The 16,274-nt window shown below is 39.1% G+C and carries 15 protein-coding genes; 13 read left to right on the top strand and 2 right to left on the bottom strand.

What is annotated here, in order from left to right:
- Positions 1 to 39 precede the first annotated feature (39 nt).
- From gp10 to NBG71_RS05670, 8 genes are read left to right on the top strand one after another with little or no spacing between them, the layout of a single operon-like run.
- Complete coding sequence (gene gp10 / locus NBG71_RS05705) at positions 40 to 351, top strand: capsid staple protein (protein WP_250916619.1); 312 nt, start codon at positions 40 to 42, stop codon at positions 349 to 351.
- Positions 351 to 956: a phage connector family protein gene (locus NBG71_RS05700; RefSeq protein WP_004243342.1), complete on the top strand. Its 606-nt coding sequence runs from the start codon at positions 351 to 353 to the stop codon at positions 954 to 956. Before gp10 ends, NBG71_RS05700 begins: the two co-directional genes overlap by 1 nt.
- Positions 956 to 3,418 carry a phage tail protein gene (locus NBG71_RS05695; RefSeq protein WP_250916618.1) on the top strand — a complete coding sequence of 821 codons (2,463 nt, stop codon included), beginning with the start codon at positions 956 to 958 and terminating at the stop codon, positions 3,416 to 3,418. The genes NBG71_RS05700 and NBG71_RS05695 overlap by 1 nt, the downstream gene beginning before the upstream one ends.
- Position 3,419: 1 nt before the next feature.
- Complete coding sequence (locus tag NBG71_RS05690) at positions 3,420 to 3,890, top strand: hypothetical protein (protein ID WP_250916617.1); 471 nt, start codon at positions 3,420 to 3,422, stop codon at positions 3,888 to 3,890.
- Complete coding sequence (locus NBG71_RS05685) at positions 3,890 to 4,438, top strand: hypothetical protein (protein ID WP_250916616.1); 549 nt, start codon at positions 3,890 to 3,892, stop codon at positions 4,436 to 4,438. The genes NBG71_RS05690 and NBG71_RS05685 overlap by 1 nt, the downstream gene beginning before the upstream one ends.
- A 2-nt stretch (positions 4,439 to 4,440) precedes the next feature.
- Entirely contained in the window at positions 4,441 to 7,227 is a 2,787-nt protein-coding gene (locus NBG71_RS05680; RefSeq protein WP_250916615.1) for a hypothetical protein, read from the top strand.
- Positions 7,227 to 10,604: a hypothetical protein gene (locus NBG71_RS05675; RefSeq protein ID WP_250916614.1), complete on the top strand. Its 3,378-nt coding sequence runs from the start codon at positions 7,227 to 7,229 to the stop codon at positions 10,602 to 10,604. Before NBG71_RS05680 ends, NBG71_RS05675 begins: the two co-directional genes overlap by 1 nt.
- A 10-nt stretch (positions 10,605 to 10,614) precedes the next feature.
- On the top strand, positions 10,615 to 10,914 hold the full coding sequence (locus NBG71_RS05670) for a hypothetical protein (RefSeq protein ID WP_250916613.1): 300 nt from the start codon (positions 10,615 to 10,617) through the stop codon (positions 10,912 to 10,914).
- A 24-nt stretch (positions 10,915 to 10,938) separates the two neighbouring features.
- Here NBG71_RS05670 and NBG71_RS05665 read toward each other — a convergent pair whose 3' ends face one another.
- Positions 10,939 to 11,190 (bottom strand): hypothetical protein, encoded by a 252-nt coding sequence (locus NBG71_RS05665; protein WP_239739632.1) that lies wholly within the window; start codon positions 11,188 to 11,190, stop codon positions 10,939 to 10,941.
- A gap of 173 nt (positions 11,191 to 11,363) precedes the next feature.
- Between NBG71_RS05665 and NBG71_RS05660 the strand changes: the two genes are divergently transcribed.
- From NBG71_RS05660 to NBG71_RS05640, 5 genes are all read left to right on the top strand, one after another.
- On the top strand, positions 11,364 to 13,784 hold the full coding sequence (locus tag NBG71_RS05660; protein ID WP_250916612.1) for a glycosyl hydrolase family 28-related protein: 2,421 nt from the start codon (positions 11,364 to 11,366) through the stop codon (positions 13,782 to 13,784).
- Positions 13,785 to 13,861: 77 nt separating this feature from the next.
- The gene (locus tag NBG71_RS05655) at positions 13,862 to 14,233 is read left to right on the top strand and encodes a putative holin (protein ID WP_020945795.1); all 372 of its coding nucleotides are present in this window, start codon (positions 13,862 to 13,864) and stop codon (positions 14,231 to 14,233) included.
- Positions 14,230 to 14,502 carry a phage holin family protein gene (locus NBG71_RS05650; RefSeq protein ID WP_004243326.1) on the top strand — a complete coding sequence of 91 codons (273 nt, stop codon included), beginning with the start codon at positions 14,230 to 14,232 and terminating at the stop codon, positions 14,500 to 14,502. The genes NBG71_RS05655 and NBG71_RS05650 overlap by 4 nt, the downstream gene beginning before the upstream one ends.
- A gap of 2 nt (positions 14,503 to 14,504) precedes the next feature.
- Positions 14,505 to 14,849: a M15 family metallopeptidase gene (locus NBG71_RS05645; protein ID WP_020945794.1), complete on the top strand. Its 345-nt coding sequence runs from the start codon at positions 14,505 to 14,507 to the stop codon at positions 14,847 to 14,849.
- Entirely contained in the window at positions 14,849 to 15,343 is a 495-nt protein-coding gene (locus NBG71_RS05640; protein ID WP_196714658.1) for a hypothetical protein, read from the top strand. Before NBG71_RS05645 ends, NBG71_RS05640 begins: the two co-directional genes overlap by 1 nt.
- Before the next feature lie 278 nt (positions 15,344 to 15,621).
- On the opposite strand, the gene NBG71_RS05635 is transcribed toward NBG71_RS05640, so the two are convergent.
- Positions 15,622 to 16,215, bottom strand: a complete 594-nt coding sequence (locus NBG71_RS05635) for a hypothetical protein (protein WP_075674260.1) — start codon at positions 16,213 to 16,215, stop codon at positions 15,622 to 15,624.
- Positions 16,216 to 16,274 lie beyond the last annotated feature (59 nt).

Genomic DNA, 16,274 nt, shown 5'->3' with positions numbered 1-16,274 from the left:
GCCCCTTTTTTATTTTCTACTTTAGCCGAGAGATATCCAATGAAACTAATCAATCTAAAAACCAGCACAGAAACTTATGAAAATGCCAAAGGTGAAAAAGAAACTCGTGAAGAATATCCATATGGGCTACGTATTTCACTTGAAAACGACACAATAGAAAAATTAGGTGTTTCTATTCCTGATGTTGGTGAAAGTATTGAGTTGTCTGCTGCTGCCAAAATACTGTCTAAATCCATTAATGAACGTGAAGGGAAAAAGTCAGTATATGTAGAGTTACAAATAACCGATCTGGCTCTAGGTGCAGGCGACACAAAATCAACGGCAGATGTTCTTTTTGATGGGGGGGAGTAATGGCCTCAGAAATTGAAATTTGCAATATTGCATTAAGTCGCATTGGTAATAGTCGTTCAATTAATAGCATGACTGAAGCCAGCAAAGAAGCCGTTCAATGCAACCTTCATTATGCGCAATGCCGTGATAGTGTGCTTGCCGATTTTCCTTGGAACTTTGCGACTAAAAAGGTGGCATTAGCCAATACAAATAATCCACCACCTAATTGGGCGTATGCCTATCGCTATCCCAATGATTGCTTAAAAGCCATTGGTATTGTCGAACCTCATCAAAAGTACCGTAGACCAGATACGGCAATCCATTTTCATGTTGGTTCAGATGAAAACGGTACAGGTCGATTAATTTTTACTGACCACCCTAGTGCATGGCTTGAGTATGTGGCACGTATTACTGATGTCAATATGTTTGATGCGTTATTTAAAGATGCGCTTGCATGGCGTTTAGCGGCTGAATTGGCTCGTCCATTGGCATCAAATGCAGGTATTGGTGGTGAGGCATTACAAATTTACCAAGGTGTTATTAAAAGTGCGGCCGCACATTCATTAAGTGAGTCAGCAGAGCCAACTGATTATATGGATGAATTCACACAAGCGAGGTTGTCATAATGCCATTTAGTCTTATTCAACCTAGTTTTTCAGGCGGTGAAATTGCACCAAGCCTATATGGGCGTGTTGATCTTGCAAAGTATTCAACTGCACTGCGCAAGTGCCATAACTTTATTGTTCGTCAATATGGTGGCGTTGAGAATAGACCAGGCACACGATTTATTGCTGAAACAAAGTATCAAAATAAGAAGTCTCGCCTTATTCCTTTCCAATTCAGCACCGTACAAACCTATGCGTTAGAGTTTGGTGATCGTTATATTCGTGTGTTTAAAGAGGGTGGGCAGGTTCTCTATGCTGATGGTGAACATAAAGGCGAAGTGTTTGAATTAGCGACACCTTATAAAGAAGCTGATTTGTTTGATTTGAAGTATACGCAATCAGCCGATGTTATGACGATTGTTCATACTGATTATCCACCAATGGAGTTACAGCGTTACGATCATGATGATTGGAAGTTAGTCTCCGTTGAAACTAAGAATGGTCCCTTTGAAGATATCAATACCGATAAGGCAATGAAAGTTTATGCCAGTGCAAGCACGGGGCAAATTACGTTAACCTCTACGCATGATATTTTTGGTACCGAGCAAATAGGTAAACAGTTCTATTTAGAACAACGTGATATTGATGCGGTTCCTGTATGGGAGACAGATAAAACAACCAACCTTAATGATCAACGCCGTGCTGACAGTAACTACTATCGTGCTAATAGTGGCGGTAAAACAGGAACACTAAGACCGTCACACACGGAAGGAATGAGCTGGGATGGTTGGGGTGGTGATACAGGGATCCAATGGGAATATCTGCATAGTGGTTTTGGTATCGTAAAAATTGAAACCGTTAGTGAAGATGGAAAAACAGCCACAGGAAAGGTGATCTCTTATATTCCATCCAATGCTGTTGGTGAAGACAACGCCAGCCATAAATGGGCGCGTGCAGTGTGGAATGATGTTGATGGTTATCCAAGCACCGTTGTTTATTATCAACAACGTTTATTCTTTGCCGGCTCTCGTGCTTACCCACAAACGATATGGGCCAGTCGTAGCGGTGACTATAAAGACTTTGGGCGCAACAATCCTATTCAAGATGATGATCGCATTATCTACACGTATGCAGGTCGTCAAGTTAATGAAATTCGCCATTTGATTGATGTCGGTTCGCTGGTGGCATTAACCTCAGGTGGTGAATATCAAATCACAGGCGATCAGAACAAAGTACTTACACCTTCCAGTTTTTCAATGTCATCACAAGGTGCTAACGGTTCAAGTGATTTACCGCCAATCTCTGTTGCGAACATTGCGCTTTACGTACAAGAAAAAGGCAGTGCTGTGCGTGATTTATCGTATTCCTTTGATGTGGATGGGTATCAAGGCACTGACTTAACTATGTTGGCAAATCACCTATTTCAACGTCACCGTATTGTTGATTGGTCATTTACTACGGTTCCGTATTCTATTGCATGGTGCATACGTGACGATGGGTTAATGCTGGCTTTAACCTATTTAAGAGAACAACAAGTTTTTGCATGGGCGCCACAATCGACAGAAGGGAAATTTGAGTCAACGTGTTCGATCAGTGAAGGCAATGAAGACTCAGCTTATTTTATTGTCCAACGTACAGTAAACGGCAAACAGGTTCGATATGTAGAGCGCTTGGCTAGCCGCTTATTTACTAGTACAGAAGATGCTTTCTTTGTCGATTCAGGCTTAAGTTATGACGGTAGAAACACAGATGATGTAAAAACAGCAACCATCACGGGTGGATCAGGTGAGTGGAACTATCAAGAAAACTATCAATTAGTGATTTCAGGCAATCCGGTCTTTATTGCTTCTGATATTGGTAGTGCCGTCAATATTCCTTATTTTGAAGATAATGAACATAAAGAGCTTCGCTGTAAGATTGTTCAATATGTATCTGCAAATCAAGTTGTTATTTCTGCTAATCGCAATATTCCACCAGCATTACAAAATACACCCACTACTGAATGGAGCATTGCCCGCTATCGCTTTGCTGGCTTAAATCATCTTGAAGGTAAGACGGTTAATATTCTTTCTGATGCTAATGTTTCACCGCAGGCTATTGTCACCAATGGTGCAGTAGAGATTGATACGCCATCATCCGTAGTGCATATCGGATTACCTATTACCAGCGAATTAGAAACGCTTGATATCCATATCAATGGGCAAGAAACGTTACTTGATAAGAAGAAGCTTATTAAGGTTGCCAGCTTAATCGTAAATAGTAGTCGGGGTATTTGGGCTGGTACTGAAAAAGAACGGTTATATGAGTATCCTCAACGTCAATTCGAGTTTTACGACAATCCTGTTGATGATGCCACAGGTATTGTTGAAATTAATTTAGATGCAGATTGGAGCAAAAACGGACGTGTCTTTATTAGACAGGTTGATCCATTACCTTTAGCGGTGCTCTCTGTCATTCCGCGTATTGATGCTGGTGGTTTCTAATATGAAAAAACATCATGTACAAATTATTCCTGCTACTCATGAACATATTGTTCGTTTATTGCCACATGTAAGACAATCTGATGTTGATGAGTTCTACGCTATGTCAATGCAAACACCTGAACAGGTATTACGACATGGCTTATCTGTTTCTACTAAAGCCTATGCCGGCATTATTAATGATGAGGTGGTGACTATTTTTGGTGTTGCTTCTGGCTCATTACTTACTGGTTTAGGTGTTCCTTGGTTGGTGGGAACTGACTTATTAGAGCAACACCAGAAAACCTTTCTACGACGCTGTAAACCCATCTTAAAACAGATGTTAGGGCAATACCCAACACTGATGAATTATGTCGATGAACGTAATCATATTGCTAAGGCTTGGCTCCATTGGCTGGGGTTTCAGATTGAAGAAGCAAAGCCAGCAGGTTTACTTCAGTTACCTTTCCATCGTTTTACATTGAGGGCTAAATAATGTGTGAACCAACAACATTAGCGGCTGCAGTGATTGGTACTTCTGCATTGCAAGCATACGGACAATATACCGATGGTAAATTTCAAGCATCAGTGGCAAATCAAAACGCCAAAATTAATGAAGATGCTGCACTTGATGCAATTAATAAAGGCAATGCTCAGGCACAAGAACAGCGTAGACGCACTCGCCAATTAGCCGGTACACAGGCAGCAACAATGTCAGCCAGTGGCATTGATTTAAGTACTGCAGGTGCTTTAGATATTTTGGGTGATACTGCCGCAATGGGTGAGCTTGATGCGTTAACTATGGTTAATAACGCTTCTCGTGAAGCGTATGGCTATCGTATGCAAGCTGAGAATGAGCGCCTTAATGCAAAAATGGCAAGACGCTCAGGCAATATGGGTGCAATGACAACGTTATTAACAGCACCTATTCAAGCCTATGGCGCGTATCAGTTGGCTGGTGGTACATGGAGTCCATTCGGTGGTGGTGGCTCAGGTGCTGCGAAAGCGGGTAAGACATTTGCTAAAGCACCAAAAGGATTTTAATCATGCCAAAGGTTCCTACATACGATAATAGAACGGTTATGCCTGAACAGTTACCAAATAATGGGTTTTCTGTTCAATCATCACCTGATGCTTTTGGCACTGACTTTGGCCGCGTCGGTGAGCAATATATTGGTTTATTTGCAGAAGCAAAACAAAGAGCCAACGTTGCACTGGCGCAAGATGCCGCATTACAGCTACGACAGAAAGCCAACGAACTGATGACAGATCCACAAAATGGATTACTTTCTCAACAAGGTAAAAATGCGATTGGCAAAGCGTCTGAGTATGAGCAGTCATTTCGTGATTATGCTAGTGAAATATCATCAACATTACCTGACGATATTGTTCGACAAAGCTTTATGCAACAAGCGCAAGAAATGGGTGTTCAGTTTGCATCACAAGCGAATCGTCATGAGATGGGGCAAATCAAAGCTTATGAACAAGATCAGTTTCAATCAACGCTAACATTAAATGCAGAGTCTGCCGCATCAATGTACGGTGATAATCAGGCTTATATCTCTGCACATAAACAAGTGTTTCAGCAAATAGAAGAGTTTGGATTATCACACGGTTGGGGTGAAGAGCAGATCCTCGCCAAGAAACAAGAATTCAAAGTAGCGACTGCACGTAAAGCGATTGAAAACCAACTCGGTGCTGATTATATGGGGTTCTTAGAACGAAATGGAGAACCTTCAAGCCTTGGTACTGTAAGTAGAGCACCAACTAATAATGTACCAAATGATGGAGTAAGAGGGGTTAGAAACAACAATCCCGGTAATATTCGGATATCTAGCAATAAATGGGTAGGGCAAACCGGTGATGACGGGGCATTTGCTAAGTTTGCCACACCTGAGCACGGTATTAGAGCATTAGGTAAAAATCTACTTTCTTATGCTCGACAAGGGTTTGTTACACCAGAGCAGATCATTAATCGTTGGGCGCCACCAGAAGATAATAATGATACTCAGGCATACATTGAGTATGTATCTGATTACCTTGGTGTTGCACCTAATCAACCATTAGATTTAACGAATCTCGATACCTTAACGCATTTATCGACAGCGATAATGTATAAAGAGAATGGGCGTAACCGTGTTAATTACACTGATGAGCAGATAGCAACAGGCATACAGTCAGCACTTGGTTTTGTTGAATTGCAAGCGACATCTGAAGCACCAAAACTATTAACTGGATCTGCCGCTTTCGATGCTTTAGATGAAGCTGACCAAGCAAAATATTTACGACAAGCAGAACAGCTACGTAAGCAAAAGCAAGGTGAGTTACAGCAACAATTCGGTACTCGTGTCGCTGACTCTTACGCAGCATGGGAAAGAGGACTTGAAGCACCTAATGCGCCTACTCATGATGAATTAATCTCTGTGTTTGGCTATGACAAAGGTTCTGCTATGTCTGCCGATATGCAAGAAGCTAAGCGTTATGCTGGTTTTATGTCAGCAGCTAAAGAGATGTCTCCACAAGCACAGCAAGCTTTGTTATCACAAATTAGACCTCAAACGGGTGAAGCAAACTACGAAAGCAAAATTCAACGTTGGGAGAAATTTGGTAAGTTCGTTGAAGGCAATATCAAGGAACAAGATAAACAGTTTGCTGCTAACCGATTACAGCTTTCCATTCAAAATAACTTTCCGCTTGATCCTAATGATAAGAATAATCAGCAGGCAGCAGATGATTACTTTGAACAACATATTCAGCAGAGCTTTAATTTACGTGATGATAATAGCTTAAATGCCGTTGCTGAACTTACTGCAAGAACAGGGATTATCCCATCACAAGTTAAGTCTGTATTGAATATGGGGGCAACATCTAAAGATCCTGAAGTTGTTCTTCCTATCGCGAAAATGTATGGGCAGATATTTGATAATAATCCGGCATCAGCAACTGATATTCCATCAAACACAATGGCGTATTACTCAAAAGTATATAGTTTAAGTCGAGCTGGTATGCCTGATGAGAAAGCGGTAGAAACTGCATTTAAGACGACATTTGAACAAGATGAACGTACTAAGCAAATGATCGCTTCTCAAATCAGGGATAAAGGATATATCAAGGATAGAGATAAAGCGGCGCAATCTAATATCAATGATTTTTACCCTTGGTATAAACCATTTTCTTCACCAAGCGTTAGTAAGCCTGGTACTCAAAATGGTGCTTACTTACGTGACTATCAAACGCTGTATGACGCTAACTTTGCTGAAACAGGCGGTGACGCAGAACTCGCCAAGAAAATGACTAACGCTCAAATTAAAAGAACGTGGGCGGTATCTAATATCAATGGCAGTGAAGAAGTTATGCGTTATGCACCAGAAGCCGTATACGGTATTAATGAATCAGGTGCTGGAAACTGGATCGCTGGCCAATGGGAGGAAGAGAAAAAGCAATTAATGTCTAAGTCATTTGGTGGCGCTTCTTCTGGCACTGAAATCGTTATTGTCTCTGATGCAGTGACACCAAGAGATTACAGCTACGGCATAATGATAAAACAAACTGGTAGTGATGATATCCCTATTTATCGTCCATACACGGGAGATAACGGCTTGCCTATTCGCTTTAAACCAGAACAGTCATCATCACCAATGTACAAAGAGGTAATGGAAAAACGTCAGCAAAGCGTTAAGGAAGCACAGAATAAAAGGGAACGAGAAGAAGCATTGGATAAATCACGCTCAGAATTTGATGAACGTCGTCAAAATATCCGTGAGCAATATAAAGAAGCTCACAATGAGCGAGTAAATAAATTCAATAATTATTTTTCTTGGGATAAAAACTGATGCCTATTTACGAACAACAACCTGATGATGTTTTATCTGCGGATATTAATGCTGTTCAGCAACCTGAACCTACTTATGGTGATAATGTTTCACCGTCTTGGTATGATCCTATTAATCCGCTTGATGATAGACGGCAAACTAAAGAATTACGTGATGCGGCGTTTCGTATCGATAACTCAGTAGGTAGTTTGATTGCTACTGCACCTTTTAATCAATTTGAAGATGTAGACGGCTATAACCCATTTGAAGATGAATTAACGCTTTCAGGTTATGAAGACTATGCCGATGCCTTTATTCATTCAAACTCTCCTCAAGAAACCGCAGCAATAAAACAACGTATTGATCGTGAGAAAAACGACAGACAGCAATTAATGGATTCAGGCGGTGCCGGTATTGTGAGTAGTATAGCAATGGGGGTTATTGATCCAATTAATGTTGCCGCAATGATGATACCAGGTGGTGCAATAGTAAAAGGTGGTAGTGTTGGTGCAACAGCAGGTAAGTTTGCATTGGCAAATACTGCTGGTGGCGTAGCTTCTGAAATGGCATTACATAGTACCCAAGAAACACGAACATTAACTGAGAGTGCGATTAACGTTACGCTTGATGCCATGATTGGTGGAACCTTAGGTTCAGCTGCGCAATTAGTTAGAAATCGAGGTGAGTTAATTAATAAAGTTAGAAATGACATTATTGAACCTCAACCAAGTAATAATCCACCAGCCAATCAATCTGGTGATCGAAGCATTGGTGCTGCGGAAGTTGCTAATACCACACTTGAACAAGAGACACTAAAAGGACCCTCTTTTGTTAATAGAACAATGATGGTTAGCCCTGTTGGCCGTGTTGCTCAATCACCATCTAAAACAGCGCGCCAAATTAACCAACAACTCACAGAAAACAACTTTACCTTTGCTAAAAATGAAGAAGGTATTGCGACATTTACCGCTGTTGAAACAAAAGTGAGAGGTTATGAAACACTTGTTTATAAGCAAGTAGAATCGACGAAAGACCACTTTAAACAGTATCGTCAATCTGGTGGCCGTGATATGAGCTATTACCAATTTAGTGAAGCTGTTGGTGATGCTATGCGTAACGGTGATACTCATGCGATACCACAAATTGCTGAGGCGGCACGTTCTATTAGACCTATTGTCGAAGCAACCAAAGATAGAATGGTTGAATTAGGGATCTTGCGTGAAGGTGTAAAGGTGACAACGGCACAAAGCTATTTCCCTCGTATTTATAAATTCGACAAAATTTTAAATGATCGTACTGAATTTAAGAAAATCATTGCTGACTGGTTAGAAGAGATTAATCAAACCTCAATAAATAAAGCCAAAGGTAGCCTTAATCGTGCTGAAATTGGTATTGATAAAGCACGTAACGCTTCACCACAAGCTGAACGTTTAGGGCTTGAGATTAAAGAGGCTGAGAGTTGGTCAGGTAAAAAATCTTTGTTGATGGATGATATTAATAAATATCAAAAAATCATTAATGAAAAGAATGCGGTAGAAGTTGAGTTAAATTCACTATCTAACCTTGCTAAGCTAAATAAAACACAAACAAGAAGACAAGCAACATTACAAAGAAAATTACAGCGTATTAATGATGCTGAGAATAAATTACCTGCGTTACAACGTAGCGTTGATATTCTTGATAACCCTCGCAAGTTTAGAAATGAACATCGTCGTTTAACACGAACTGCAAATTCATTAACTCGCTATGACAGAATTAGACAGTCCGCATTGAATCGCATGACACCTTTAGAGCGTGAAGAGTTAGATGCTGCAGCAGATGATATTGTTAATAAAATTATTGGTGCACCGTCTGGCATTGTACCCAGTGAGCTAATCCCTGATGGGTTAGTTAAACGTGCTGGTTTTACAAAAGATAGAACGCTTAACATTCCTGATGAACGCATTAAAGACTATCTCGAATCAGATGTTAACTATGTGATGGAAAACTATATTCGCCAAGTCGCGCCTGAAATTGAACTCACTGCTAAGTTTGGTCGTGTTGATATGGATAATCAAATCAAAGCGATTACAGAGGAATACAACCAGCTTATTGCTGATGCAACCACACCTAAAGAACGTAGCCGATTAGAAGCGAGAAGAGAGGCTGATTTACGTGATATTCGTGCTATGCGTGACCGTCTATTAGGAACCTACGGAGCACCTAAAGATCCCTCTAGTTTTTTTGTTCGTGCTGGTCGTGTGGCTCGTCACGTTAACTTTTTACGTTTATTAGGTGGTATGACAATATCATCGTTACCTGATATGGCTCGTCCGATTATGCAACACGGTTTACGTAGTGCGTTAAAACCATTGGGTAAGATGCTAACTGATATTGGTGCTATGCGCATTGCTAAAGCTGATTTACGTGAAATGGGTATTGGTCTTGAATATGTATTATCCAGTCGTTCTAAGGTGATTGCTGACCTTAATGATCCATATAGCAGACGTAGTTATTTAGAGCGTGGCTTACAGTGGTCATCACAGAAATTTGGCAATCTTACATTGATGAATCAATACACCGATACTATGAAAATGTGGTCTGGTGTTATTACTCAATCTAAGGTACTTAGAGCGGCAAATACTTTAGATGCTGGTGGTACGCTAAGTAAACAAGAAATAAAGAAGCTGGCTCATATTGGTATCGATGAATCAATGCTAAAGCGTATAGCAGATCAATTTAAGCGACATGGTGAAGACTTAGACGGCATGTTAACAGGGCATAGCCATTTGTGGGATGATCGTGTTGTGCGTGAAACTTTCCAAGCGGCAGTATTAAAAGATGTAAGAACTACAGTTATAACACCAGGTATTGGTGATACACCATTAATGATGAGCAGTGAACTAGGTAAGATAGTTATGCAGTTTAAAACCTTCTTCTTTGCTACTCACAATAGAGCGTTGGTCTCAGGCATACAATCGGGTGATGCATCATTCTATTATGGTGCATTGCTTCAGGTTGCACTTGGATCCCTAGTCTATGTTCTCAAGGCCAAAATGGCAGGACGAGATATTAATACCGAACCAGCTAACTTAGTGAAAGAAGGGTTAGACTGGTCAGGAATGATGGGATGGTTAGGTGAGCCTAATAACGTATTGGAAAACCTTAGCGGTGGTACTTATGGTATGAGTGCCATGTTTGGTGGGCCACCAGCATCACGTTATCAAAGTCGTAATGGGATTGGTGCCTTATTAGGGCCTACATTTGACCTCGGTGGTGATATTAAAAACATTACATCAGGTGTATTAAATGGTGAGTTTGATGATAGAGAAGTGCGATCTGTACGCAAACTATTACCTTTCCAAAACTTGTTTTATTTGTCACCATTATTAAATCAAGTGGAAGAGCAGATGAAGTAGGGAAAACGCCATGTGGAATAAAGATAAATTATTAAAAATACAGAAAGATTATGATGATGCAATGCTTAGCTACAATACAGCAAAATATATTCTTATTGCCTGTATTTTTGGTATGTTTATGAGTTTTCTATTTCCACATGGCGAAACCGTATTATTTGTTTTTGCGACAATAGGTTTATGTTTGTACTTTTTTCACTGCAAAGATAAGCTTAAAAAAGCAGAGTTGGTAATGGATGATGCTTGTAAAAGTCTTTTTGGTAAGAAATATAAAGAATCAAAAAGTGATTTTATTAACGAAATATATAAATAGCACCGCTTAAGCGGTGCATTGTTCTCATTTCTTTAATTCAGCTAAAATACATTCCACCAACGGTATTATATTTTTATTGCCTCTCATCTTTTGAACTATAAAGTTTCTCATTGCTATCAGTTCTACAAGCGGAGCTGATACATCATGACCATCGCTTTCCATCTTTGTTAAAAGTGCTTCAAGGTTTGATTTTGTAATTAATTTTTCAATCCCTTCATCTGTATTCACTACATCTGGATAGTTAGCTGGTGCAGGGTATTTATACTTCTTTTCCATGGCTAAAGTCCTCACTAATGAAAATAATTACGTAAACTATAATAATGTAAATGCATTAAAATGTTTATCTAAATGGTTAATTTAATTTTCTATTTGATAACCATTATTGCAAATATGGATATATTTTGTAGTTAAACGTATCATATCCTCATTAACACCAGAGGAGATGAGCAATGACGGTATCTACTGAACTAAGCCATGAAGAGTATGTAGGTAATGGCGTAACAACGGATTTTGATTTTCGTTTCCGTATCTTTGAAAGCAAGCATTTGATTGTTGTGGTTGCTGACAGTGACGGCAATGAAAAAACATTAAAGAATGGTACTGATTACACTATTGTTGGTGCAGGTTCCTATCATGGCGGTAAGGTGGTTTTAAATAAACCTTTAGCTCAAGGCTGGAAGATATTATTAGAACGTGATTTACCCGTTGTACAAGAAACTGACTTACGTAATCAGGGGAAATTCTTTGCAGAAGTACATGAAGATGCCTTTGATTATCTAACGATGTTAATTCAAAAAGCATTGGGCACTTTCTCTTTAAGTCTACGCAAACCCACCTATTTGTCGAATTATTACGATGCTAAAGGTAATCGTATTGCTAATTTAGCACCGCCTAAGTTGGGTACTGATGCAGTAAATAAAGACTATATTGATAACAGTATTAAGGATATTGATGGTAAGACATTACGAGTTAAGGATAAGCCTATTAATGCATTACCAAACACGGAACAACGCGCCAATAAAATTTTAGCGTTTGATGAGAATGGTCAGCCAATAACTGTTTTACCTGAGAGTGGATCGGCTTCTGATGTGTTGCTTGAGTTAAATAAAAAAGATGGCTCTGGTAAAATTGGTTTTTCTCATAATGTTATGTATGCTCCGGCAACTATAGGTCATAAACTTAAAAATTCAGTATGGGTAACAGATGCGCCATTTAATGCCAAAATGGACGGAGTTACTGATGACACTGATGCATTTCAGAAAGCTATTAATTCAGGGAAAATAGTTCAGATTCCTACTGGTGACACCGTTGTCAGTAATTTAACTATTTATCCGAACACGACGATTATTGGGTGTGGTCGTAGGCATGGAATACATGTCACATCAGGTACACAGATTCTATATAAAGGAGCGATTAATGATGATTGGCTAACACTTGCTGATAGAGAAGGGATGGTGGGGGATGGTCAAGGTGGCGTTATACTAAAATCGTTTTCATGCATCAATGCCAGTGCATATCTGGAACTTCCTGGTGAAGATGATGAGCCATACTATTTATACAGGCCAAACGCACAAAAGGTATTAGACGGTAATTCTCGAGGCATATTTGCGGTAGAAAGTACACATGTGGATTGGGGCTCAAATACGGACTGGCGTGTTGCGAAGGAAGGCGGGGTAAACTGTCCGTTCTTGATTATTGATGATGTGAAGCTACAAAACTTCACTTACCCGCTTGATGTTCATACTTGGATGTGTCAGATATCGAATTTTGAGTCATATTTATGTGGGCCAGTCAGGTTATCAGGTACATCAACAGAAATAACAAATAGTTGGCCTAGAAATCCATTAAGTGTAGCGTGGCAATTAGGTGTTCAGTATAGCAATATGTCGTCATCTTCACTTGGTGAAGGAGTTTATGACAACGTGGGAAATAATGGAGGGTTAGAGTGTTACTTTGGTTTTATTTCTCTTGATGATGTTGGTTATGAATTAATAAGAGGAACAGTACTTAATGCTTATAGTGGAACTATTAGCGTAAATGGACTTACGGGCGTTACTGGATCTACAAATAGACCTTCAAGGCTAGGTAAAATATCTGGTAATGATGGTTTCATTATTTGGGGTAACATTCCAAAAATGAAAAACAGAGAGGGAAAACAAATCTCTCTTGCATTTAATTTATTTACAGCAATAAACGAAGATCTATTATCTAATCATATATTTGAAAAGCCATCTTTATCTAAGAATACATGGATAGAAAACCCGTGGGAAAATAAAACAGGAAACAGCAGTGAATCTGAGTACTTTGCACCATACGTATCACAGGCAGACGTAGCTATTATTGGATCGCCTTTTACCATTTATCCAGTTAAAGAAAATAGAACGAGAGAAGTTGGTTGTTTAAAGGTTGGTTATAAGAATACAGTTCTTGTTCGTGGAGCTGGTAAGACTCATCGATTTAGAATATTTGGTGGATTTGATGATGGGATAACATCTAGCACATCAGCTAATCCTAGGCAAAAACACGGTATACTTAGAATTTATTTTACACATTACGTCTCGCCTTTAGCTGATGGTATTTCTTCTGCTAGTGATAATTTCAAAACAGAATCTGCAATATTAACATTTAGTCGAACAACTGAAGGTCTAGTATATGACGTAATGTTAAGTGATAAAGTTTCAACTGGTAGTGATAAACCTATTTTCTTTAGAGCTGTTCAAGAGAATGATGGTGGTTTCACCGTAGAGTTTGGTATCACTAGACATAATGATAATTTAGACAACTATAGACAATGTTTAATTGATATTGATTATACAGGATCTTATCCTCGTAATACTGAAAATGATACTATAAAATTACTAGTTGGATAGTTTCTTTTTTTGCATTTTTGGTTATCTTTCTTGTTGTGTAGTATCATGACTATTCATTAATCACTGGTACTACACTCATGCAAGAAGATGTCTACACAAAAGCAGGGATTGGCACTACTGCTTTTCTTGGTTACTTCGCAGGGCTTCCAGCAGAAGTTGTTATGGGCTCACTGTTGGGAGCCATCTTCTTTACCACTGCTGCTACTGAATATAGCTTTAAACGTAGATCGGTATTAGCTTTTCTAAGCTTCGTTTGTGGTCTTATATTCTTTAGCCCTGCAGCAACTATCTTTATTTCTGTTACTGGTCTTTTCGGTGTGAAACCTGAGCAATACGAAATCGAACATATCGATGCCGTAGGTGCTTTTGTTTCTGCTTTGCTTGTGGTTAAGTTAAGCGTAAAAGCATACGGAAGGGCTGATATACCGAAACAAGGAGGGCAACAATGAAATGCGAAACATTGCTCACTATTGTTAATGCCATCATCTGTACTGTCATATTTCTACGTGTGTTCTATTTTAAACGTGACGGCAGACAACACTGTAAAAAAGGTGGATGGTTAGCTTTCCTCATTCTTGCTTACTCTTCAAGCGTACCTATTCGCGCTTACTTCGATCCTAATTATCACGCTGATATCTACAACATCTTTGCCAATATCCTGATCTGCACAACGTTGCTGGTCAGTAAAGGCAATGTCATCAAGTTTATAAAGGGGTGAATATGTCATTAGTCGATAAACAGAATACGTTTACAGGTATGGTTGCAAAGCTGATCACCTTTGCTCAGCAGAAGGGATATAAACTGACGTTTGGTGAGGCTTATCGTACCGAAGAACAAGCTAAATTAAATGCAAAGAAAGGATCGGGTATTAGCAACAGTCTGCATACTCAACGTTTAGCAGTTGATTTCAACCTATTTGATGCTAACGGAAAATACCTTACAGCCACCAGCGACTATAAAGAACTGGGGGAGTATTGGGAATCATTGGGCGGAAGTTGGGGCGGGCGTTTTAAAACTCGTCCTGACGGTAATCATTTTTCATTAGAGCACAATGGGGTTCGTTAATGAATAAAACCGTCATAGCGTTAATTGCTTTGGCTGTTTCCTTTACCGCTGGCTTTGTTGCTGGTGGTATTTATTTTGATAACCGAGCAATGAGTAAACAGATTGCAGGTAATCAATTAGATGAAAAGGAAGTGGCCACAAATATTGAACTGCGTAAACAAGCAGACAATGAACAGCAGAATAGGTTGGAGATATATCATGACGCACAACAGCATGATACGATACGCACAGACGCTTTGCTTGATCGTGTTCTTAATCACTTTGACAGGATGCAGCTCTCAACCGGTACCACGAAAACAGAAGTTACAAGTACCGATAACGCCAATACCTGCCGAGTTGAGAAAGCCAAAGCCAGTGAACTTTCTCGACAACTACGAGAAACACTTGAACGATATGGGCGTGAAGCTCAGCGTGCAGATGAAAATACCAGAACACTCAACCTTTGTATTTCAGAGCTGGAAGCAAAGGAAAAACTCCTCAATTCTTACCGATGAAAAAGTATACAGATTTCATAATGACGGTATCGGTGACGGTGTTAGTGATATCTAATTTAAATATAATTTATATTTATCAGTGAGTTAAATTACCAGAATATAATTGAGTGGGAATAAAATACCATTTATCAGCAATAGTTGATAAAGATTAAAAAACCAAGAGCCATCAGTAAGTTACTGGTGGCTTCTAAAATATTATGGCGATAAATAACGAAAAATAATATTTGGTATTATACCTAATAAACTTAATATATTAGAAATAATAGTAATTAAATTCATTAGCATGAATTCTCATTCCTAATAGCCTTCCTTAATTCTTTTATAATATCCTCTTCAAACCATATACTATTATCGACAATAATGGCATGCTCGATTTTATCCACGAGAACAATTTCAGTTTCAATATTACTCTTATTTAATAATGCTTGTATATGTTGTAAATGGCGGCGTTTACCTGTAAACCAATTTCTACTAATAGTGAGTAAATTAACGGTGTCGGTATATCCGTATCCTAACCATTGTTTTAAATTAAGTAATGCGATTTTGTTTTCTTTAGAAAAGGTAGGGCGAAGAAGATAAAACTGACTGCCAGCGGCTTTGGCATCGTAGATATCTTGCAGAAAATCCTCGACACTTTCTCCACTGCCAACGGTATCAATTTTACCCGTAAAGGTATCCACTAAATAGGCATTTACACCAACATAACAATGCTCTGGTTGATTATAAATAACATAACGCTCAGAGTTACAACGGATTATCCAAAAGTCTTGCTTAGGCGATAACTCACAAAAATAAATAGCAAACTGCTCACCACAAGGTGATGAATGACAATGATTAAGAACGATATCTTGTGCTTGTTGTGAGGTTATCATTTTAATTTATAAACCACCTAATTACACATGGATAAAATGGGAATTTGACTAAGTTTGTA

Source organism: Proteus sp. FZP2095 (genome assembly GCF_023701425.1).
Lineage (GTDB): Bacteria > Pseudomonadota > Gammaproteobacteria > Enterobacterales > Enterobacteriaceae > Proteus > Proteus cibarius.
Note: the sequence above shows the minus strand (reverse complement) of the source record. Positions and strands in the feature narration are given on the sequence as shown.

Coding starts and splice junctions, on each gene's coding strand:
- NBG71_RS05670 (WP_250916613.1), top strand. CDS start 10,615: ATGTGGAATAAAGATAAATTATTAAAAATACAGAAAGATTATGATGAT.
- NBG71_RS05695 (WP_250916618.1), top strand. CDS start 956: ATGCCATTTAGTCTTATTCAACCTAGTTTTTCAGGCGGTGAAATTGCA.
- gp10 (WP_250916619.1), top strand. CDS start 40: ATGAAACTAATCAATCTAAAAACCAGCACAGAAACTTATGAAAATGCC.
- NBG71_RS05660 (WP_250916612.1), top strand. CDS start 11,364: ATGACGGTATCTACTGAACTAAGCCATGAAGAGTATGTAGGTAATGGC.
- NBG71_RS05700 (WP_004243342.1), top strand. CDS start 351: ATGGCCTCAGAAATTGAAATTTGCAATATTGCATTAAGTCGCATTGGT.
- NBG71_RS05655 (WP_020945795.1), top strand. CDS start 13,862: ATGCAAGAAGATGTCTACACAAAAGCAGGGATTGGCACTACTGCTTTT.
- NBG71_RS05640 (WP_196714658.1), top strand. CDS start 14,849: ATGAATAAAACCGTCATAGCGTTAATTGCTTTGGCTGTTTCCTTTACC.
- NBG71_RS05675 (WP_250916614.1), top strand. CDS start 7,227: ATGCCTATTTACGAACAACAACCTGATGATGTTTTATCTGCGGATATT.
- NBG71_RS05685 (WP_250916616.1), top strand. CDS start 3,890: ATGTGTGAACCAACAACATTAGCGGCTGCAGTGATTGGTACTTCTGCA.
- NBG71_RS05665 (WP_239739632.1), bottom strand. CDS start 11,190: ATGGAAAAGAAGTATAAATACCCTGCACCAGCTAACTATCCAGATGTA.
- NBG71_RS05645 (WP_020945794.1), top strand. CDS start 14,505: ATGTCATTAGTCGATAAACAGAATACGTTTACAGGTATGGTTGCAAAG.
- NBG71_RS05635 (WP_075674260.1), bottom strand. CDS start 16,215: ATGATAACCTCACAACAAGCACAAGATATCGTTCTTAATCATTGTCAT.
- NBG71_RS05680 (WP_250916615.1), top strand. CDS start 4,441: ATGCCAAAGGTTCCTACATACGATAATAGAACGGTTATGCCTGAACAG.
- NBG71_RS05650 (WP_004243326.1), top strand. CDS start 14,230: ATGAAATGCGAAACATTGCTCACTATTGTTAATGCCATCATCTGTACT.
- NBG71_RS05690 (WP_250916617.1), top strand. CDS start 3,420: ATGAAAAAACATCATGTACAAATTATTCCTGCTACTCATGAACATATT.